The 15,096-nt window shown below is 52.5% G+C and carries 10 protein-coding genes; 2 read left to right on the forward strand and 8 right to left on the reverse strand.

Annotated elements, in window-relative coordinates; all coding sequences use genetic code 11:
* Nucleotides 1-228 precede the first annotated feature (228 nt).
* From PAE68_RS18150 to PAE68_RS18165, 4 genes are all read right to left on the reverse strand, one after another.
* On the reverse strand, nt 229-1,569 hold the full coding sequence (locus tag PAE68_RS18150) for a PI-PLC domain-containing protein (RefSeq protein ID WP_281889313.1): 1,341 nt from the start codon (nt 1,567-1,569) through the stop codon (nt 229-231).
* A gap of 138 nt (nt 1,570-1,707) precedes the next feature.
* Complete coding sequence (locus PAE68_RS18155; RefSeq protein ID WP_281889315.1) at nt 1,708-2,607, reverse strand: diguanylate cyclase; 900 nt, start codon at nt 2,605-2,607, stop codon at nt 1,708-1,710.
* Nucleotides 2,597-2,920 carry an Hpt domain-containing protein gene (locus tag PAE68_RS18160; protein ID WP_281889317.1) on the reverse strand — a complete coding sequence of 108 codons (324 nt, stop codon included), beginning with the start codon at nt 2,918-2,920 and terminating at the stop codon, nt 2,597-2,599. The genes PAE68_RS18155 and PAE68_RS18160 overlap by 11 nt, the downstream gene beginning before the upstream one ends.
* Before the next feature lie 49 nt (nt 2,921-2,969).
* Nucleotides 2,970-5,786, reverse strand: a complete 2,817-nt coding sequence (locus tag PAE68_RS18165; protein ID WP_281889319.1) for a response regulator — start codon at nt 5,784-5,786, stop codon at nt 2,970-2,972.
* A gap of 465 nt (nt 5,787-6,251) precedes the next feature.
* On the opposite strand from PAE68_RS18165, the gene PAE68_RS18170 reads away from it, so the two are divergent.
* Entirely contained in the window at nt 6,252-7,232 is a 981-nt protein-coding gene (locus PAE68_RS18170; RefSeq protein WP_281889321.1) for a cation diffusion facilitator family transporter, read from the forward strand.
* Between the two features lie 105 nt (nt 7,233-7,337).
* Here PAE68_RS18170 and PAE68_RS18175 read toward each other — a convergent pair whose 3' ends face one another.
* From PAE68_RS18175 to PAE68_RS18185, 3 genes are all read right to left on the reverse strand, one after another.
* Nucleotides 7,338-8,411, reverse strand: a complete 1,074-nt coding sequence (locus PAE68_RS18175) for a LacI family DNA-binding transcriptional regulator (RefSeq protein WP_281889322.1) — start codon at nt 8,409-8,411, stop codon at nt 7,338-7,340.
* 263 nt (nt 8,412-8,674) lie between these two features.
* A complete protein-coding gene (locus PAE68_RS18180) occupies nt 8,675-11,923 on the reverse strand; it encodes a cadherin-like beta sandwich domain-containing protein (protein WP_397379034.1) in 3,249 nt (1,082 codons plus the stop codon).
* Nucleotides 11,924-13,345: 1,422 nt separating this feature from the next.
* Nucleotides 13,346-13,480 carry a hypothetical protein gene (locus PAE68_RS18185; RefSeq protein ID WP_281889323.1) on the reverse strand — a complete coding sequence of 45 codons (135 nt, stop codon included), beginning with the start codon at nt 13,478-13,480 and terminating at the stop codon, nt 13,346-13,348.
* A 188-nt stretch (nt 13,481-13,668) separates the two neighbouring features.
* On the opposite strand from PAE68_RS18185, the gene PAE68_RS18190 reads away from it, so the two are divergent.
* Nucleotides 13,669-14,187 (forward strand): DUF3231 family protein, encoded by a 519-nt coding sequence (locus PAE68_RS18190; protein ID WP_281889324.1) that lies wholly within the window; start codon nt 13,669-13,671, stop codon nt 14,185-14,187.
* A gap of 137 nt (nt 14,188-14,324) precedes the next feature.
* On the opposite strand, the gene sdhB is transcribed toward PAE68_RS18190, so the two are convergent.
* On the reverse strand, nt 14,325-15,095 hold the full coding sequence (gene sdhB / locus PAE68_RS18195) for a succinate dehydrogenase iron-sulfur subunit (protein ID WP_281889325.1): 771 nt from the start codon (nt 15,093-15,095) through the stop codon (nt 14,325-14,327).
* Nucleotide 15,096 lies beyond the last annotated feature (1 nt).

Raw genomic sequence — 15,096 nt, forward strand, 5'->3', positions numbered from 1 at the left:
ATAAGCTTCCCAAGCCTGCTCCGACGGATGCTCTTGCTTCGACAAGCCCATTCTCCCATTATACGCATGTATACCCGCTTCGCCTAACGTCCTCTGCCTTATATATGCGTGAATGAAATGGACTTCTTCACCGCTAAGTTACCGCCCATGCCAAGCGCACAACAAATCGGCTGTAAGAGTTCTCTCTCACAGCCGATTCATTGAACGATCACCCTATGATGCAATCGATTAATGCTTCGCCTTCCAATTGACCGCCATAGCGAACGATGCGATCGTAGAAATAGTGACGTTGTCGATATATAGAATATTCGGATAGCACTTATTGGTATATTGAGTTAGCGTCGTGTATAGCTGAGGATTCGCCTCATTGGCCAAATCCAGAATACTTTTGATACCCGGCAAGTAGCATGACGTTGCCTGAGATACGCCCTGCGTCAGTGTCCATGACAGTAAGAAGTAGCATGCGTCTGGTGTCGGCTTCTGCACACGCAGCTTTTCCAGCTGATCCGACATCATATCGTTTAAAATGTTCGTTTCGGAGTAGGAGTCAAATACTTTAAAACAGTTTTTAAGATACAACCCACGTTGACTATAGTTACCCAAGTGTGTCGATGGAACACCAGGGTCCACAATCACGGCTACGGCTGCACGCTCACCGCCGATGTAGTCATTCAACTTAAGCATCGTTAAGTCTGGCTCAGGGCTTGCTGCCGTATACAGATTATTCAATGCCATCAGCTCTTCGAACAGTCCGTCCCATTCCTCTTGGGTGAAATGTCTGTAGCTCATATTGCCGACATCCGTGTTATAGTCATGGGATAAGTACAGAATGACAAGCTCTTTATTCGTAGCTGTAAAGCGATTCACGTCTTCAATGATCGATGCAATGGACTGCCCATTCCCACCTTGCCAAGACATGTCTACAATTAAGCTATAGTGACCTGTATAATATTGTCCTGCGCTAATGACTGGCCGAATGTCGAAGTATCGGGCACCCGCCACAAGCTGATCATACACACTCTTCGTCTGCGTAAGCGTATTGCATTCGTAGCTGAACGCAGTTCCTGACGTATACGTGCTCATACCAGCATCGTGAGAGCCTGGGATGCACAGCTCACGCAAGGTTTTATCGCCTAGTACATTCACATTCGATTGCATCCAGGCTGTCGGCATGTTGTTCGAGATGAAATTCCCTTCTTCGCCAGCCAGTATGAAGTCGACGTAGCCGTCATGCTTCCACCCGAGCGGGATGACCGAGCCTTGCGCATGCCCCATCGTCGAGATGGAGGTCAGCTCAACCTGAAGATTGAATCCATGCTGTGCTCTAGCTTGAATCTGAAAGCTGTGACCCGTTCCGCTAAGACTATACGTGGCCTCTCCCGCATCATCGCTTGTCGTGTGAATCCAACTATCATTCCATTCCACATACACGGTCACACTCGTTCCCGCAGCTACGGTGCTCGGGAATTCCCATCGATCCATCTGATAAGAATGCTCCTTGGTCAGTACCCAGTTGCAATTGGTACCATTCACTAATGTGATATAGCCGCCCTGTCCCATCTCATTCATACCTCCTAATATTGAATAGTATAGTAACATAAACCATTTTATATTATCGAAATGAGATTGTATGTAAGAAAAAGTGCCGAATCATGCGAGATTCCCTCCGCAAAATTCGACACTGTGTATCTGATCGCCATATGCATGTTAGCACGACTCGCTTTCTATCCGATTCCGTCCGTTCTGCTTCGCCTTATACAATAGCTGATCGGTATAGTTCAGCCATTCCCGTCCTTCGCGTCCGCTCCGCCAGCCGGACACGCCTGCCGAGAACGTAATCCGGATTCGTTCCCCTTGCGCGGTCGCCATCACCCGCTCCTGGACAGACAGCCGCATCGATTCGAGGATCGCCATGGCCTGCTCCACCTCCGTATTGACGAACAGGATGACGAATTCCTCGCCGCCGAAGCGGGCGAGAAGGTCTGTCTTCCTGAGACGTTCCCGGAGCGCATCGCTCATCTGCATGAGCACCTGATCACCGATCGGATGACCGTATCGATCATTGATCATCTTGAACCGATCAATGTCAATCAACGCCAACGCCAGCGGCTGCTCGTACCGCTCCATCCGATTCAACTCCATCGTATATTGCATCTCGAAGTAACGACGATTGAATATACCGGTCAAGCTGTCGCGGAAGGCCAGACTCTCATAATCTCGCGTCCGGTGAATCAGTCGATTCACGCGCGCCTTCAGCTCGCGCAGCTCGAACGGCTTCGTCACGTAATCGTCGGCTCCTAGCTCCAGACAGCGTACCTTATCGTCCAGGTCGTCCTTGCCCGACAGCACGATCAGAGGCACCCACATGAACTTCGGCTCCTGCTTGAGAAACTCGAACATTACATATCCCGACTCTGGCGCCATCATCAGATCGAGAATGATGAGGTCGTAGTCGGCTTCATACAGCTTCTGCTTAGCTGTCTTCACATCGCCCGCTTCATGCAGCTCCAGATGGTCATGACGCAAGCGGTGGGCAAGTAGCGCTCTTAGCTCAGGATCATCGTCCACGAGCAGAATGAGCGGCCTCGCATGCTCGTCATGCTTCATAGCGGACCACGACCTTTGCCAAATAGTCTTGCAGTCTATGGAGCGTCGCTGCAATCCCATTGTAGTCCGCGGCTATAGCATGCTGCTCGAGCAAGCTGCCGATCTCCGTCAGCTCGTCGAACCCGTAGCCGCCGCCGCTCCCCTTCATGCTATGACTAATGGCGCGAATGTGGTCATAGTCGGCCTGCTTCAGTGCGCTCGTCATATTCCTATAATCTGCCGCCCGATTGGTCAAGTAACCAGGCACCAGCTCCTCCAGATCCGCATCTATCGTAACCATATATCGATTGACGTTCTCCAAGCTCTCGTTCATCCTGAATTCCCCGCTCTCTTGTTGACTCGTCTTGTGGAACATATTTAGGTTACGCCAGCTTCCTATACTTCTCTATCATATCCAAAAGCTGTCGCTTCTTCATCGGCTTCGTCAATACTTCCTCACAGCCAGCCTGTATACATTTGTCCAGCTCCTGCTGAACCGCATGAGCCGTTAGCGCGACGATCGGAACTGTACGGCTGCCAGACGCAGCCTCCCAAGCCCGAATGTGCCGTGTCGCCTCATAGCCGTCCATCACCGGCATCTGAATATCCATGAACACGAGATCGTACTGGCCGTTCATTCTCAGCTCCAGCGCCGTCTTCCCGTTCGAAGCATGACTGATGCGAACCGGTGTGCTCTTCACGAAGGAACGGAACAAGAGCTCATTATCTTCATTGTCCTCCGCGAGTAAAATGTGCAGCTCACGCTCAGAGGACGTCTGCTCCTCAATCGTCACGCTTGCCACTTGGAGAGCCGCGCTGCGCTTCGTGAACAGCTCCATGATCATATCATTCAGCTTCTGCCGCTTAATCGGCTTCATCACGTAGGAATCGATCCCCAGCTCCCTGCAGCGCTGCTGTCCGCCCGGCTGGTCATCCGAGCTCAGCATCATGACCGCCGCCTGCCCGAGCAACGATTGCCCGTTCAGCGCATGAATCGTATCGAAGCCGCTCTGTCCCGGCATCTTACTGTCCATCAGGACGAGCGCGTAAGAGGAGCCTGTCTCGGCTGCTCTGCGCATCGTTGCGATCGCTTCTTCGCCGCTGGCCGCCTCGTCGATGACCATGCCGCTCTGCTCCAGCATCATGCGCAGCACGACTCGGTGCATCGCATTGTCGTCGACAATCAGTACAGACAATCCGGGCAGCTTAGGTGACACTGTCCGCTTCCAGCCCTTGCCCCCTCTTCCCTTCTGAAGAGGCACTGTGAAGAAGAACGTGCTGCCTAGCCCCTCCATGCTATCGACACAGATGGTGCCTCCCATTTGCTCGATGATTTTCTGGGAGATCGCAAGACCAAGACCTGTTCCTCCATACCTACGGGTCGTCGACGTATTCGCTTGCGCGAAGCGGCCGAAGATCGCCTCCAGCTTATCCGCCGCAATACCGATACCGGTATCACGAACAGCGAACAGCAGCATATCGGGCGCCGACTGCTTGCAGGAGATGACGACCTCCCCATGATCGGTGAACTTAATCGCATTGCCGACGAGATTGAACAGCACCTGCTGCAGCCGTCCAGGGTCTCCGATTAATGAGGTGAGCTCAGCATCGATCGGCTCGAAGATGAGATCAAGACCCTTGGCATGCGCGCGTACCGCCAGCACATCGGTCGTCTTCTCCAGCAGCTCCTCCAGGTCGAATTCGATCTGCTCCAGATGCATATAACCCGCTTCAATTTTCGAAAAGTCGAGAATATCGTTAATGACGGTCAGCAGCGTATCACCGGCGCGGCGGAACGTGTCTACATACATGCGCTGCTCCTCGTTAAGCGGTGTCTCACTGAGCAGCTCCGACATCCCGATAATGGCATTCATCGGCGTTCGAATCTCATGACTCATGCTGGCGAGAAACTCGCTCTTCGACTGACTGGCCTCCTCGGCCTTCCGCTTCGCCTCCAGCAGCTCCTCCGACGCCTGCTTCAATGCTGTAATGTCTCGCGCCAATCCGAATATACCGGTCACTTGTCCAGCGATGATAATTGGAATACTTCTAAGATCAAGCATGATACGTGCCCCGCTCTTATGGTAGATAACCAGCTCGTAATGGTCAGGCTTACCGTGCAGCGAGGTCATGAACGATTGCTGTGCCTTCGGCAGATCGTCTATACATACAAGTAATGAGAACGGCTTGCCGAGCAGCTCGTTCTCCGCATAGCCGGAGATCTGCTCCCCCTTCGGGCTGACGCTCGTGAAGCAGCCCGCAAGGTTCAGCGAGAACACGCCGTCATAGTTATGGGTGAACAACGACTTATAGCGCTGCTCGTGCTCGATTGATTTCTCATACAGCGTCGCATTCCGGTTGAACATCCGCGTGAACTCATAGATGAGTGCGCCGAGCACGATGTTGGAGCAGATGAAGCTGTTCCACTTCGCCGCATACCAGCCAAGTGAGTAGCGCGACGCAGACGCCAGCGTCACAATGACGTCGAGCAGCCCCGCCAGCAGCGCCACCGCGAGCCACAGCTGGATCGTCTTGTCCTTCATCCCGCTGCGCCAGAAGGCAATCAGCCCTAGCGCATGAATGGCAATCAGCACGGGCTCAGCCAAGTCCATTAGGAACGGTGTGAATTGACCATTGATCAGTAGCGGTGGCAGCGAATCGTGGTAGCGCGTCACCATCAGCGTGAACAGACTAGCGAGAGCGACAGTACCGAGCAGACCTGTCCACCCCCACCTGACCGTCGCTGCCTTCGACAGCACGAGCTCCGGCCGATTCATATGGAAGATGAAGTAGCCGAGCAGTCCTAACGGGAACATCCCGTGCGATACGACCCACAGCCACACCGACGACTGCCCGCCTGGATGCAGCAGCCCGGAGTCGGACACTACATTCGGGAAGCCCGCCAGGAACGGGATGTTGATGATTCCCGCGAACAAGTAAGTCAGCGTCAGCACCAGCAGCGCCGGCTTGCGTACGAGCGTATAGTGTCTATGAAAAATAAACGCCGTCAACAAATCGAAGCAAATGACCGGCGCGATGACGAGCGGCATAAAGCCGTTCACCTGCGGCAACGGCACATCGGCAAATACAAAGGCCACTGCCGAGATCAGGGTCAGCAGCAAGGAGACGATGACGACGACCCTCCGCTGCCCGGACGTGCTGCTCAAGTCGAGCAGATCATATTTTATATATTTTTCCATTGGGATCACGCTACTTTCTGCCGTTGCACACACGTTCCTTAGTAAAGCAATCGTATCAAGACGATTTTAGGAAAGTGTTAGCTCTACTCTATATTTCGACAGAAATCTACAAGTATTTTAGTGGTTTTTAATGTGGGGCACAAAAAAGAGACCCGCCAACGGGGCGGGTCTTAAGGTGTATATATTAAAAAGGGGGTCTTGCTAATTAATATACACCGGAAACATGTTAGAACCGTAACAGAAATATTTCAATTGTGTAACAAATAAGAAAGCGTTGTCGCAGTAATGATTATCACTTTCACTTAGAATGGGCGATAACCCAAGCTACAGCGAGTATTTCATCGCAATAATACTGATAATCATCATCAAATAGGTGAAAATCGGTATCAATTAAAGTATTTGCCAATATTTAAGGTTTGACATATACTTTCCGTAAGAGACCTCTCTTGGAAAGGGTGTATCGAGATGTACGATTATCATCATCTGCGACATCAGAAGCAGCAGACTCGCTCGAAGAAGACGTTATGGGTAACGCTGGCCCTTACTTTGTTTTTCACCATTGTCGAGGTGATCGGGGGATTGCTCTCGAATTCACTTGCCCTGCTCTCCGACTCCGCGCACATGATCTCCGACGTCTTCGCCCTCGGACTGAGCATGCTTGCGATCTACCTCGCGTCGCGGCCGCCGAATGCCCGCTTCACGTTCGGCTACTTGCGCTTCGAGATCATCGCCTCGCTGCTGAACGGACTCGCGCTCGCCATCATCGCCATCGGCATCTGCATCGAGGGCATTCGCCGCTTCCTGCAGCCGGAGCCGATCGACCTGCAGCTCATGCTCGTCATCGCCTCCATCGGCCTCGTCGTTAACATCGTGCTGACACTTGTGCTCAGCCGCAGCATGAAGGAAGAGGATAACTTGAATGTGAAGAGTGCGCTGTGGCATTTTATCGGAGATCTGCTCAGCTCGATCGGTGTTATTGTGTCTGCCATCATCATCTATTATTCTGGTCTGCAGTGGTTCGATCCGTTCATCAGCATCGTCATCGGGGCGATCATCTTCACCGGCGGAGCCAAAATCATCAAGGAAGCGTACCTCATCCTGATGGAATCGGTGCCGGAATGCTTCGACCTGGATGAGATTCGCCGAACCATCGGCATGGTCGAGGGCGTCGAGGACGTGCATGACATGCACCTGTGGGCAGTATCGACCGATCACTATTCGTTAACGGCGCACGTCTTCATGAATGAGAACGCCGATGCGCTGCGCATCATCTACGACATTAACGAGACGCTGAAGGCACGCTTCGGCATCGTCCATGCGGCCGTTCAGCTCGAGCATGCACGCATTCATCCGCATGGAGAGTACGGCGAGCAGTTTCTGGACCGGGTAGAGACTGACGGCAGCTCTCAGCACGCGCACACGCAAGCACACACCTTCCACAGCTGACCTAAGCGCAACTAGTACACGGCCCCCTAATATCATACCCGTCGATAAATAACGAAAAGAGCCTTCCTCCTTCAGCTGTCAGCAGCTATGGAGATAGGCTCTTCGTTATGTGCCAGTTGAAGCACGGGCAATCAGCTTCAGCGGTATTTGCACCTCATAGCCATCCCGTGCCAGCTTCGCCTCATACTCGGCTGGGAACCGGTTCAGGTGTGTCGTATCACCCAGCGCCTTCAACATAAGCAGCATCGTCAGCTCTGCCTGCAGCGTGTACGGAATGTCAAGCGTTGACAGCGTCGGATGACCGAGGAGTGAGACTGGATCATTGTTAATGCCGATCACGCAGTAATCGCCAGGCACCTTCCGTCCTCGCCGCAGCAGCGCCGACATGAAGGACATCGTGATGAAGTCATCGAAGCCGAGCACCCCTACAGGGCCGCCTACGTGGCTCTCACTGACAAGCGCCTCCACATCATCGACCGTCTGCTCCATCGAAGGGTACAAGTGCGTATCGAAGATTCCGGTCAAGAGCGGCTCCTCTAGCTTGCTTAAGCCATTGTTGAAGCCGATTCTTCGCTGCTGATCGGTAGCATACAAGGCAGAATTCCCTAAATACATGATCCTCCGACAGCCGCGCTCATACAAGCACCGCACCGCCTCCTCGCAACCGACGACGAAGTCCAGATTGACCGCACCTTCGGCAAAATCTGTCGGCCATCCCCATGCGTTAAACAGCACAAGCGGCGTCCCCTCGCCAACGAGATGACGAGTCGCCTCCTGCGACATCGCAAGACCGTGACTGATCAAGCCGTCCACCCGTCGCTGCAGCAGCACATCCAGATGCCGCTTCTCGATCTCAGGATCAAAGCCAGCCGCTGAGAACACAGACAGATGGTAGCCGTAAGTGTGAGCCGTGCGCTGCATCTCCTCAGCGAATCGCCCGTGATAGCCGCCGAAGCTTGGCACGAGCATGCCGAGCTCGTACGACTTCTGCCTGCTCAAGTTGGCCGCCATCACATTGCGGCGATAGCCTAGCTCCTCCGCCGCCTGCTCGACCTTGCGGATCGTCTCCTGTGACATCGGCACGTTACGACGATTTAACACATTAGATACTGTTGCTATAGAAACGCCGGCCGCCGCGGCGAGATCAACGATCGTAACTTGCCGTTTTTTTCGCATCATCATTGTGACTTCCTCTCCAATACCCACTATGCTAAATTACGTCTAATCGATTTATTCTAACCGTATACGTTTATCACCGTCAATGCTTAGCACAAGCGAGCGCTGCTATCGCGTGATGACATTCTTCAGATGGAACACTGACCTCTTTGCGGAGCCCGCATTCTGAGACAATCATAGCGCCAAAAAACGGCAGTTTCGCAACAGAGATAATTCTGTTCCGAACTGCCGCTTATCTGTCATCCAACCGGACTTACTGGCTCATACTAAATGAGCCCGGACCGTACCAACAGCTTCTGGATAATTGTCGCCATCTCTGCTCGAGTCATATAAGCTCCTGGAGCAAGCATTTGGTCACTGCGCCCATTAATAAGTGCTGCAAGAAGATTCTGTTCTACACTGCGCTTGGCCCAGTCTGAAACCTCTGCCGAATCCACATAAGATTGCAATAAGTCGTTCGTCGGCGGTTTCGCCGACAACCGGGTAAGCTTCATCGCTTCTGCTACGATAACCATCGCTTGTTCCCTCGTTATTTTGTCATTAGGGCGGAACGTTCCATCTTCATATCCGCTAATTAACGAGTACTCAGCTGCCGTGCTAACAGTGTTGTAGTACCAATCTGTTATGTTGACATCTTTATATGAGATATTTCCCTTAGTCACTCTTAGACCCAAGCCACGAACAACGATGGAAATAAATTCAGCTCTGGTAATTTCCCGATCAGGAGTGAACAAGCTATCCCCTGTCCCTTCAACCACCATACGCGAGGCCATATTGTTAATCGCCTTCTCAGCCCAATGATTCGAGGCATCTTTGAATTGCAGTGGCTTCCATATGACGGAGTAAGTACTGTTAGTCAAGCTGTTGATTTGAGCGTACCATTTACCGTCCACCTGAACAATTTTGGTTGGCACATGGCGAACAGTTCCATCCGGTTCAACGACAACGCCTGTTGTGATCTTATCCGCTCCTACTCCTTCTGGAATAGCAATCGTCCTTTCAACGTAGGCATTGAATGTAGATACCTCCACTGTCGTCCCCTCGCTGACAGCTTTCACCTTGAAACTGATCGGAGGCGCAACCAAAGTAAAGGATTCCTTGGCGGCCGCGTTCTCGACCAATCTCTGCACAGCCGGGGTTGGTGCTGCTACTTCAATCTGCACTCTAATGTTCTGAAGAGCTATCAATCTGCCAAGCTGTCTGGAGATCGAGTCGATATTAACTTGCTCAGCTGGTAAGGTGTAGGTAGCTCTGTCCGTCTTGATTTCAAGAACCGCTTCTTTAGATTCCATGATTTTAACCATTTGACCGGAAAGTTCACCTACAACAACGTCTGCCTTTCCACTCACTGGAATCGTTACGACTGTCCGCTGGCCTTCAGCTGCGAGCTTACTTTCCAGCTTGCCCTGATCAACCCGTATGGTAGTAACGACCTGGTCGTTCACAACACTCGTCGTTAATGTTCCCGCCTCTTCGAGCTTGCCATTAACTATCACTTGGACTGCTGTCTCCCTATTCTCAGGAGCCGCAGGCGAACTGTCGCTCTCCGGAGCCATTGGAATCACAGCATTGGATTCAGCGGAAGGGGCACTCTTCCCTGCTTGGTTAACCGCTCTAACAGTAAACGTATATCTAGTTCCGTAAGCTAAGTCTTTAATCTTGATCGGGCTTGACGTGTCCGTTACTGCAACACCGCCTTCCGAAGAGGTCACTTCGTACGACGTAATCGAGCTTCCTCCATCATTCACAGGTGCTGTGAATGTTATCGTCGCCACTCTGTCCGAGAGAGCTGCGGATATATTCGTCGGCTGCCCTGGTACGGTTATGGGCATTGCACTCACTTCATTAGATACGGCACTGTCTCCTCCAGCATTGACCGCTCTAATTACGAAGTAATACGTTACTCCATTTTGCAGTCCAGATGACTCATAGCTGTAGACGGATTCGTTAACGGTGGACAGCTCTGATCCGTACGTACCGGACGTTTCACTCCTGAATATTTTGTAGCCCGTCGAGCTTGCTACTGGCTCCCAGCTCAACGTCACTTTACCGTCCCCAACTGACTCCAGCTTAGCAAGTGGGGCTCCAGGGTTCGGAATTTGATCCCGGGTCACCGTCACGGTATACGTCTTCGTCGCTCCGTTCTCCGCGGTCACTACCGTGCTGATGGTATTGCTGCCCACGCTCAGCGCGACAGCTCCGCTCGCTTGGCCGCTCGTCACAGTCGTACCGTTCACCGTCACCGTCGCTGTGCTATCGCTCACTGTCGGCGTTACCGTGAGGCTGTATACATTGTTTGACACATTGGCTGTATAACTCGTGGTGCCGCTCACGAACGTCGGGCTCAATGTTCCGGCGGACAGCGTCATGCCGCTCAAGTCTGCGTTGCTTGCTGCTTCTCTCGTCACCGTCACGGTATACGTCTTCGTCGCTCCGCTCTGCGCGGTCACTACCGTGCTGATGGTATTGCTGCCCACGCTCAGCGCGACAGCTCCGCTCGCTTGGCCGCTCGTCACAGTCGTACCGTTCACCGTCACCGTCGCTGTGCTATCGCTCACTGTCGGCGTTACCGTGAGGCTGTATACATTGTTTGACACATTGGCTGTGTAACTCGTGGTGCCGCTCGCGAACGTCGGGCTCAGTGCTCCGGCGGACAGCGTCATGCCGCTCAAGTCTGCGTTGCTTGCTGCTTCTCTCGTCACCGTCACGGTATACGTCTTCGTCGCTCCGCTCTGCGCGGTCACTACCGTGCTGATCGTGTTGCTGCCTACGCTCAGCGCGATAGCTCCGCTCGCTTGGCCGCTCGTCACAGTCGCACCGTTCACCTTCACCGTTGCTATGCTGTCGCTCGCCGTCGGCGTTACCGTGAGGCTCGTTACGTTATTCGCCACGCTAGCTGTGTAACTCGTGGTGCCGCTCGCGAACGTCGGGCTCAGTGCTCCGGCGGACAGCGTCATGCCGCTCAAGTCTGCGTTGCTTGCTGCTTCTCTCGTCACCTGCACGGTATACGTCTTCGTCGCTCCGCTCTGCGCGGTCACTACCGTGCTGATCGTGTTGCTGCCTACGCTCAGCGCGATAGCTCCGCTCGCTTGGCCGCTCGTCACAGTCGCACCGTTCACCGCCACCGTTGCTGTGCTGTCGCTCGCCGTCGGCGTTACCGTGAGGCTCGTTACGTTATTCGCCACGCTAGCTGTGTAACTCGTGGTGCCGCTCGCGAACGTCGGGCTCAGTGCTCCGGCGGACAGCGTCATGCCGCTCAAGTCTGCGTTGCTTGCTGCTTCTCTCGTCACCTGCACGGTATAAGTCTTCGTCGCTCCGTTCTCCGCAGTCACTACTGTACTGATCGTGTTGCTGCCTACGCTCAGCTCGATAGCTCCGCTCGCTTGGCCGCTCGTCACAGTCGTACCGTTCACCTTCACCGTGGACTTGCAATCACTCGCCGTAGGAATAATCGAGATGCTATTAGTACTGTTAGGCACATTGGCCGTGTAATCAGTCGTACTGCTCGCAAACACCGAGTTTAATACACCACTCGACAATGCCAATATGCTTAAATTATTATTGGAGGAAACAGAACTAGCGCCTAACTTCATGAGTTGGTTGCTATTCGACGGAACCATCCAAATATTAGCCCCGTCATAGACGCCTCCTATGAAAGCTGCTGTACCTTTAGAGAAATTAGATGGCCAATCCATGTAGGATGTCATCTCGAACGTATCTTTGTTTACTCTAACAGCTCGATCGGCATTTGAAGGAATCAACCATATGTATTGCCCATCATATACCCCGCCGAAGAAAGCACTTCCATTTTTGATAAATCCTGTAGGCCAGTTGTTATGCCCTGTCATCGCCCCGGTATTTTTATTCACTCTAATGAGACGGTCGGCAGTACTCGGAATAAGCCATATATGATCTCCCTCCAGCACTCCGCCGATAAAAGCACTACTTGGTTTAGTAAAACCCGTAGGCCAACTATTATATCCGGTCATTACACCCGTAGTCGTATTGAACTTGATTACACGGTCGGCGTTGTATGGAATTAACCAAATATTTTCCCCATCATAAACGCCGCCTGCGAAAGCGCCAGAACCTTTTGTAAAGCCTGCTGGCCAACTATTATATCCGGTCATTACGCCCGTGTCTTTGTCTATTTTAATGACACGATCAGCGGTTTGTGGAATCAGCCATATATTTTGCCCATCAAAAACCGTGCCTACAAAAGCAGAGTTTCCTTTAGTAAATCCGGAGGGCCACTCGTTATATCCTGTCATCTCCCCTGTGTTCTTGTTTACTTTAATCACGCGGTCCGCGTTGAAGGGAATCAACCACACATGCGTTCCATCAAACAAACTACTATAAAAGGCGGTAGTTGACTTGGTGAAGCCTGCAGGCCAATTGTTATAACCGGTCATCTCCCCTGTGTCTTTATTGACCTTCATGACCCGATCCGCATTGAGCGGCGCTAACCAAATACTCTCACCATCGAATACTCCGCTAGAAAAAGCGGTTAAACCTTTCGTAAAGCCTTGGGGCCAACAGTAATACCCCGTATACGAAGCATTATTAGGTACAGGAGAGCCGGTAATGTTAGGGCTGAAGGATAATCCAGATTGATTAGGGAACGTACTGCTGGCTGTGACCTGCACTGCCATAGAACTAATGCCGATCTGACATATTAAACAAGCAATAAGTACTTTTGACATATAGCTTGCTGCCATGCTCTTGATACTTCCAGTAAAATATGACCATTGCTTCATCTGCTAATCCCCTTATCTTATGTAGAAATACCTGTAATCGATTGTCTCATAATTCCTCTATTAATTCTAGACCTGAAAGCATATAATTGTCACCGGCGAGAAGATTTAGGCTTAGCTAGGCACACCGCAGAACACAAAAAGCCAAGCCACACGAAGCAGCTTGGCATCCTATGAGTTCCCTTACACCGATGGACGATTCGGCTCGTGACGATCCTTGTGATACGTCGGCATCAGGTTCGCCTTGCTGTCCGTTGCTTGACTGGAGTTATCGGCCATGGACTGATTTTTTTGCTTCATGCCTTTGTTTTTACCCATTGCTATCCACTCCTCGCATCGAATGTCGGACTTCCTTCGCGAAGCCGCCCTATAGTTGTATCTCCACCGCAAGCTCTGTATTCAGCATTCCAATCGCCAATAATTCCTTCAGCCCATAAGCTATAGTTCGCAATGCCAAGTGCCATAATAGCGGAGTACTCATCCACATCACAAAGGAGCGTGCAGCAATGGGAATTCTCGACGGTAACTCCAAGAACGAACCGATGCATTACGGTGAAATTCATTCCATCTGGTCGTACAGCGCGAAGGCGAAGCTGGCCGTCACCTGCTACCAAACGATGATCAACCATGCAGGTGACCAGGATCTGAAGGAAGTGATCCGAGACATTATTGAGATGGGCCGCAAGGAAATTGAGGAATGCGACGCGATTCTCGTCAAAAACGGTATCGTGCCGCCGCCAACATTCCCGGAGAAGCCGCGTGCCAGCTACGAGGAAATTCCAGTCGGAGCCCGCTTCACCGATATGGAGATTGCGGCAACGCTGATGCAGGATGTAGCCGAAGGTCTTGCCACGTGCAGCCAAGCGATGGGCCAATGTACACGAGAGGATCTCGGTACGATGTTCATGAAATACCACGGCACAAAGGCGGTGCTAAGCGCACGCGTACTACGCATGAACAAGGCGAAGGGCTGGCTCGTGCCGCCGCCACTCCAGCTGCAAGTGCCTGAGCTCGTCCATAGCTGATACAGGATGTGCGAGCAAGAGCAGTAGCTACGAACACAACCTTAACAACGCACAGCATCGCAGCTGCTAGTAACGCACAAGAAGGCTCCCAACTGGCATCAAGCCAATCGGGAGCCTTCTTGTTCATTTGTCGTATTCTACGACTCAATACCGAGCCAGTTCTTGAACAGCTGCTTCGTCGTATCGAGGTTCATTGCTGCGATCGACGTCGTCAGCGGAATACCTTTCGGGCACGAACGCACGCAGTTCTGCGAGTTACCGCAGCCCTCGATGCCGCCGTCCGTCATCAGCGCCTCGAGACGCTCATGCTTGTTCATCTCACCTGTCGGGTGAGCGTTGAACAGACGAACCTGCGAGATCGCTGCAGGACCGATGAAGTCTGTCTTGTCGTTAACATTCGGACAGGATTCCAGACATACGCCGCACGTCATACACTTGGACAGCTCATACGCCCATTGACGCTTCGACTCGGCCATCCGTGGTCCAGGACCGAGGTCGTAAGTTCCGTCGATCGGAATCCACGCCTTGACCTTCTTCAGAGCGGCGAACATACGCTCGCGGTCAATGACAAGGTCACGCACGACAGGGAACGTATTCATTGGCGCGATGCGAATCGGCTGCTCCAGCTTATCGACGAGCGCGCTGCACGCCTGACGAGGCTTGCCGTTGATAACCATCGAGCAAGCGCCGCACACTTCCTCCAAGCAGTTCGACTCCCAGCATACAGGTGTCGTCTTCCCGCCATCAGCCTTAACCGGATTACGTTGAACCTCCATCAGCGCGCTGATAACGTTCATGTTCGGGCGGTACGGAATTTCGAACTCCTCCGTATACGGCTTGCTCTCCGGTGCATCTTGACGAGTGACGATGAATTTAACCTTCTTGCTCGCTGCTGTTGCCTCGGCCATG

It is taken from the genome of Paenibacillus sp. YYML68, from assembly GCF_027923405.1.
Classification (GTDB): Bacteria; Bacillota; Bacilli; order Paenibacillales; family NBRC-103111; genus Paenibacillus_G.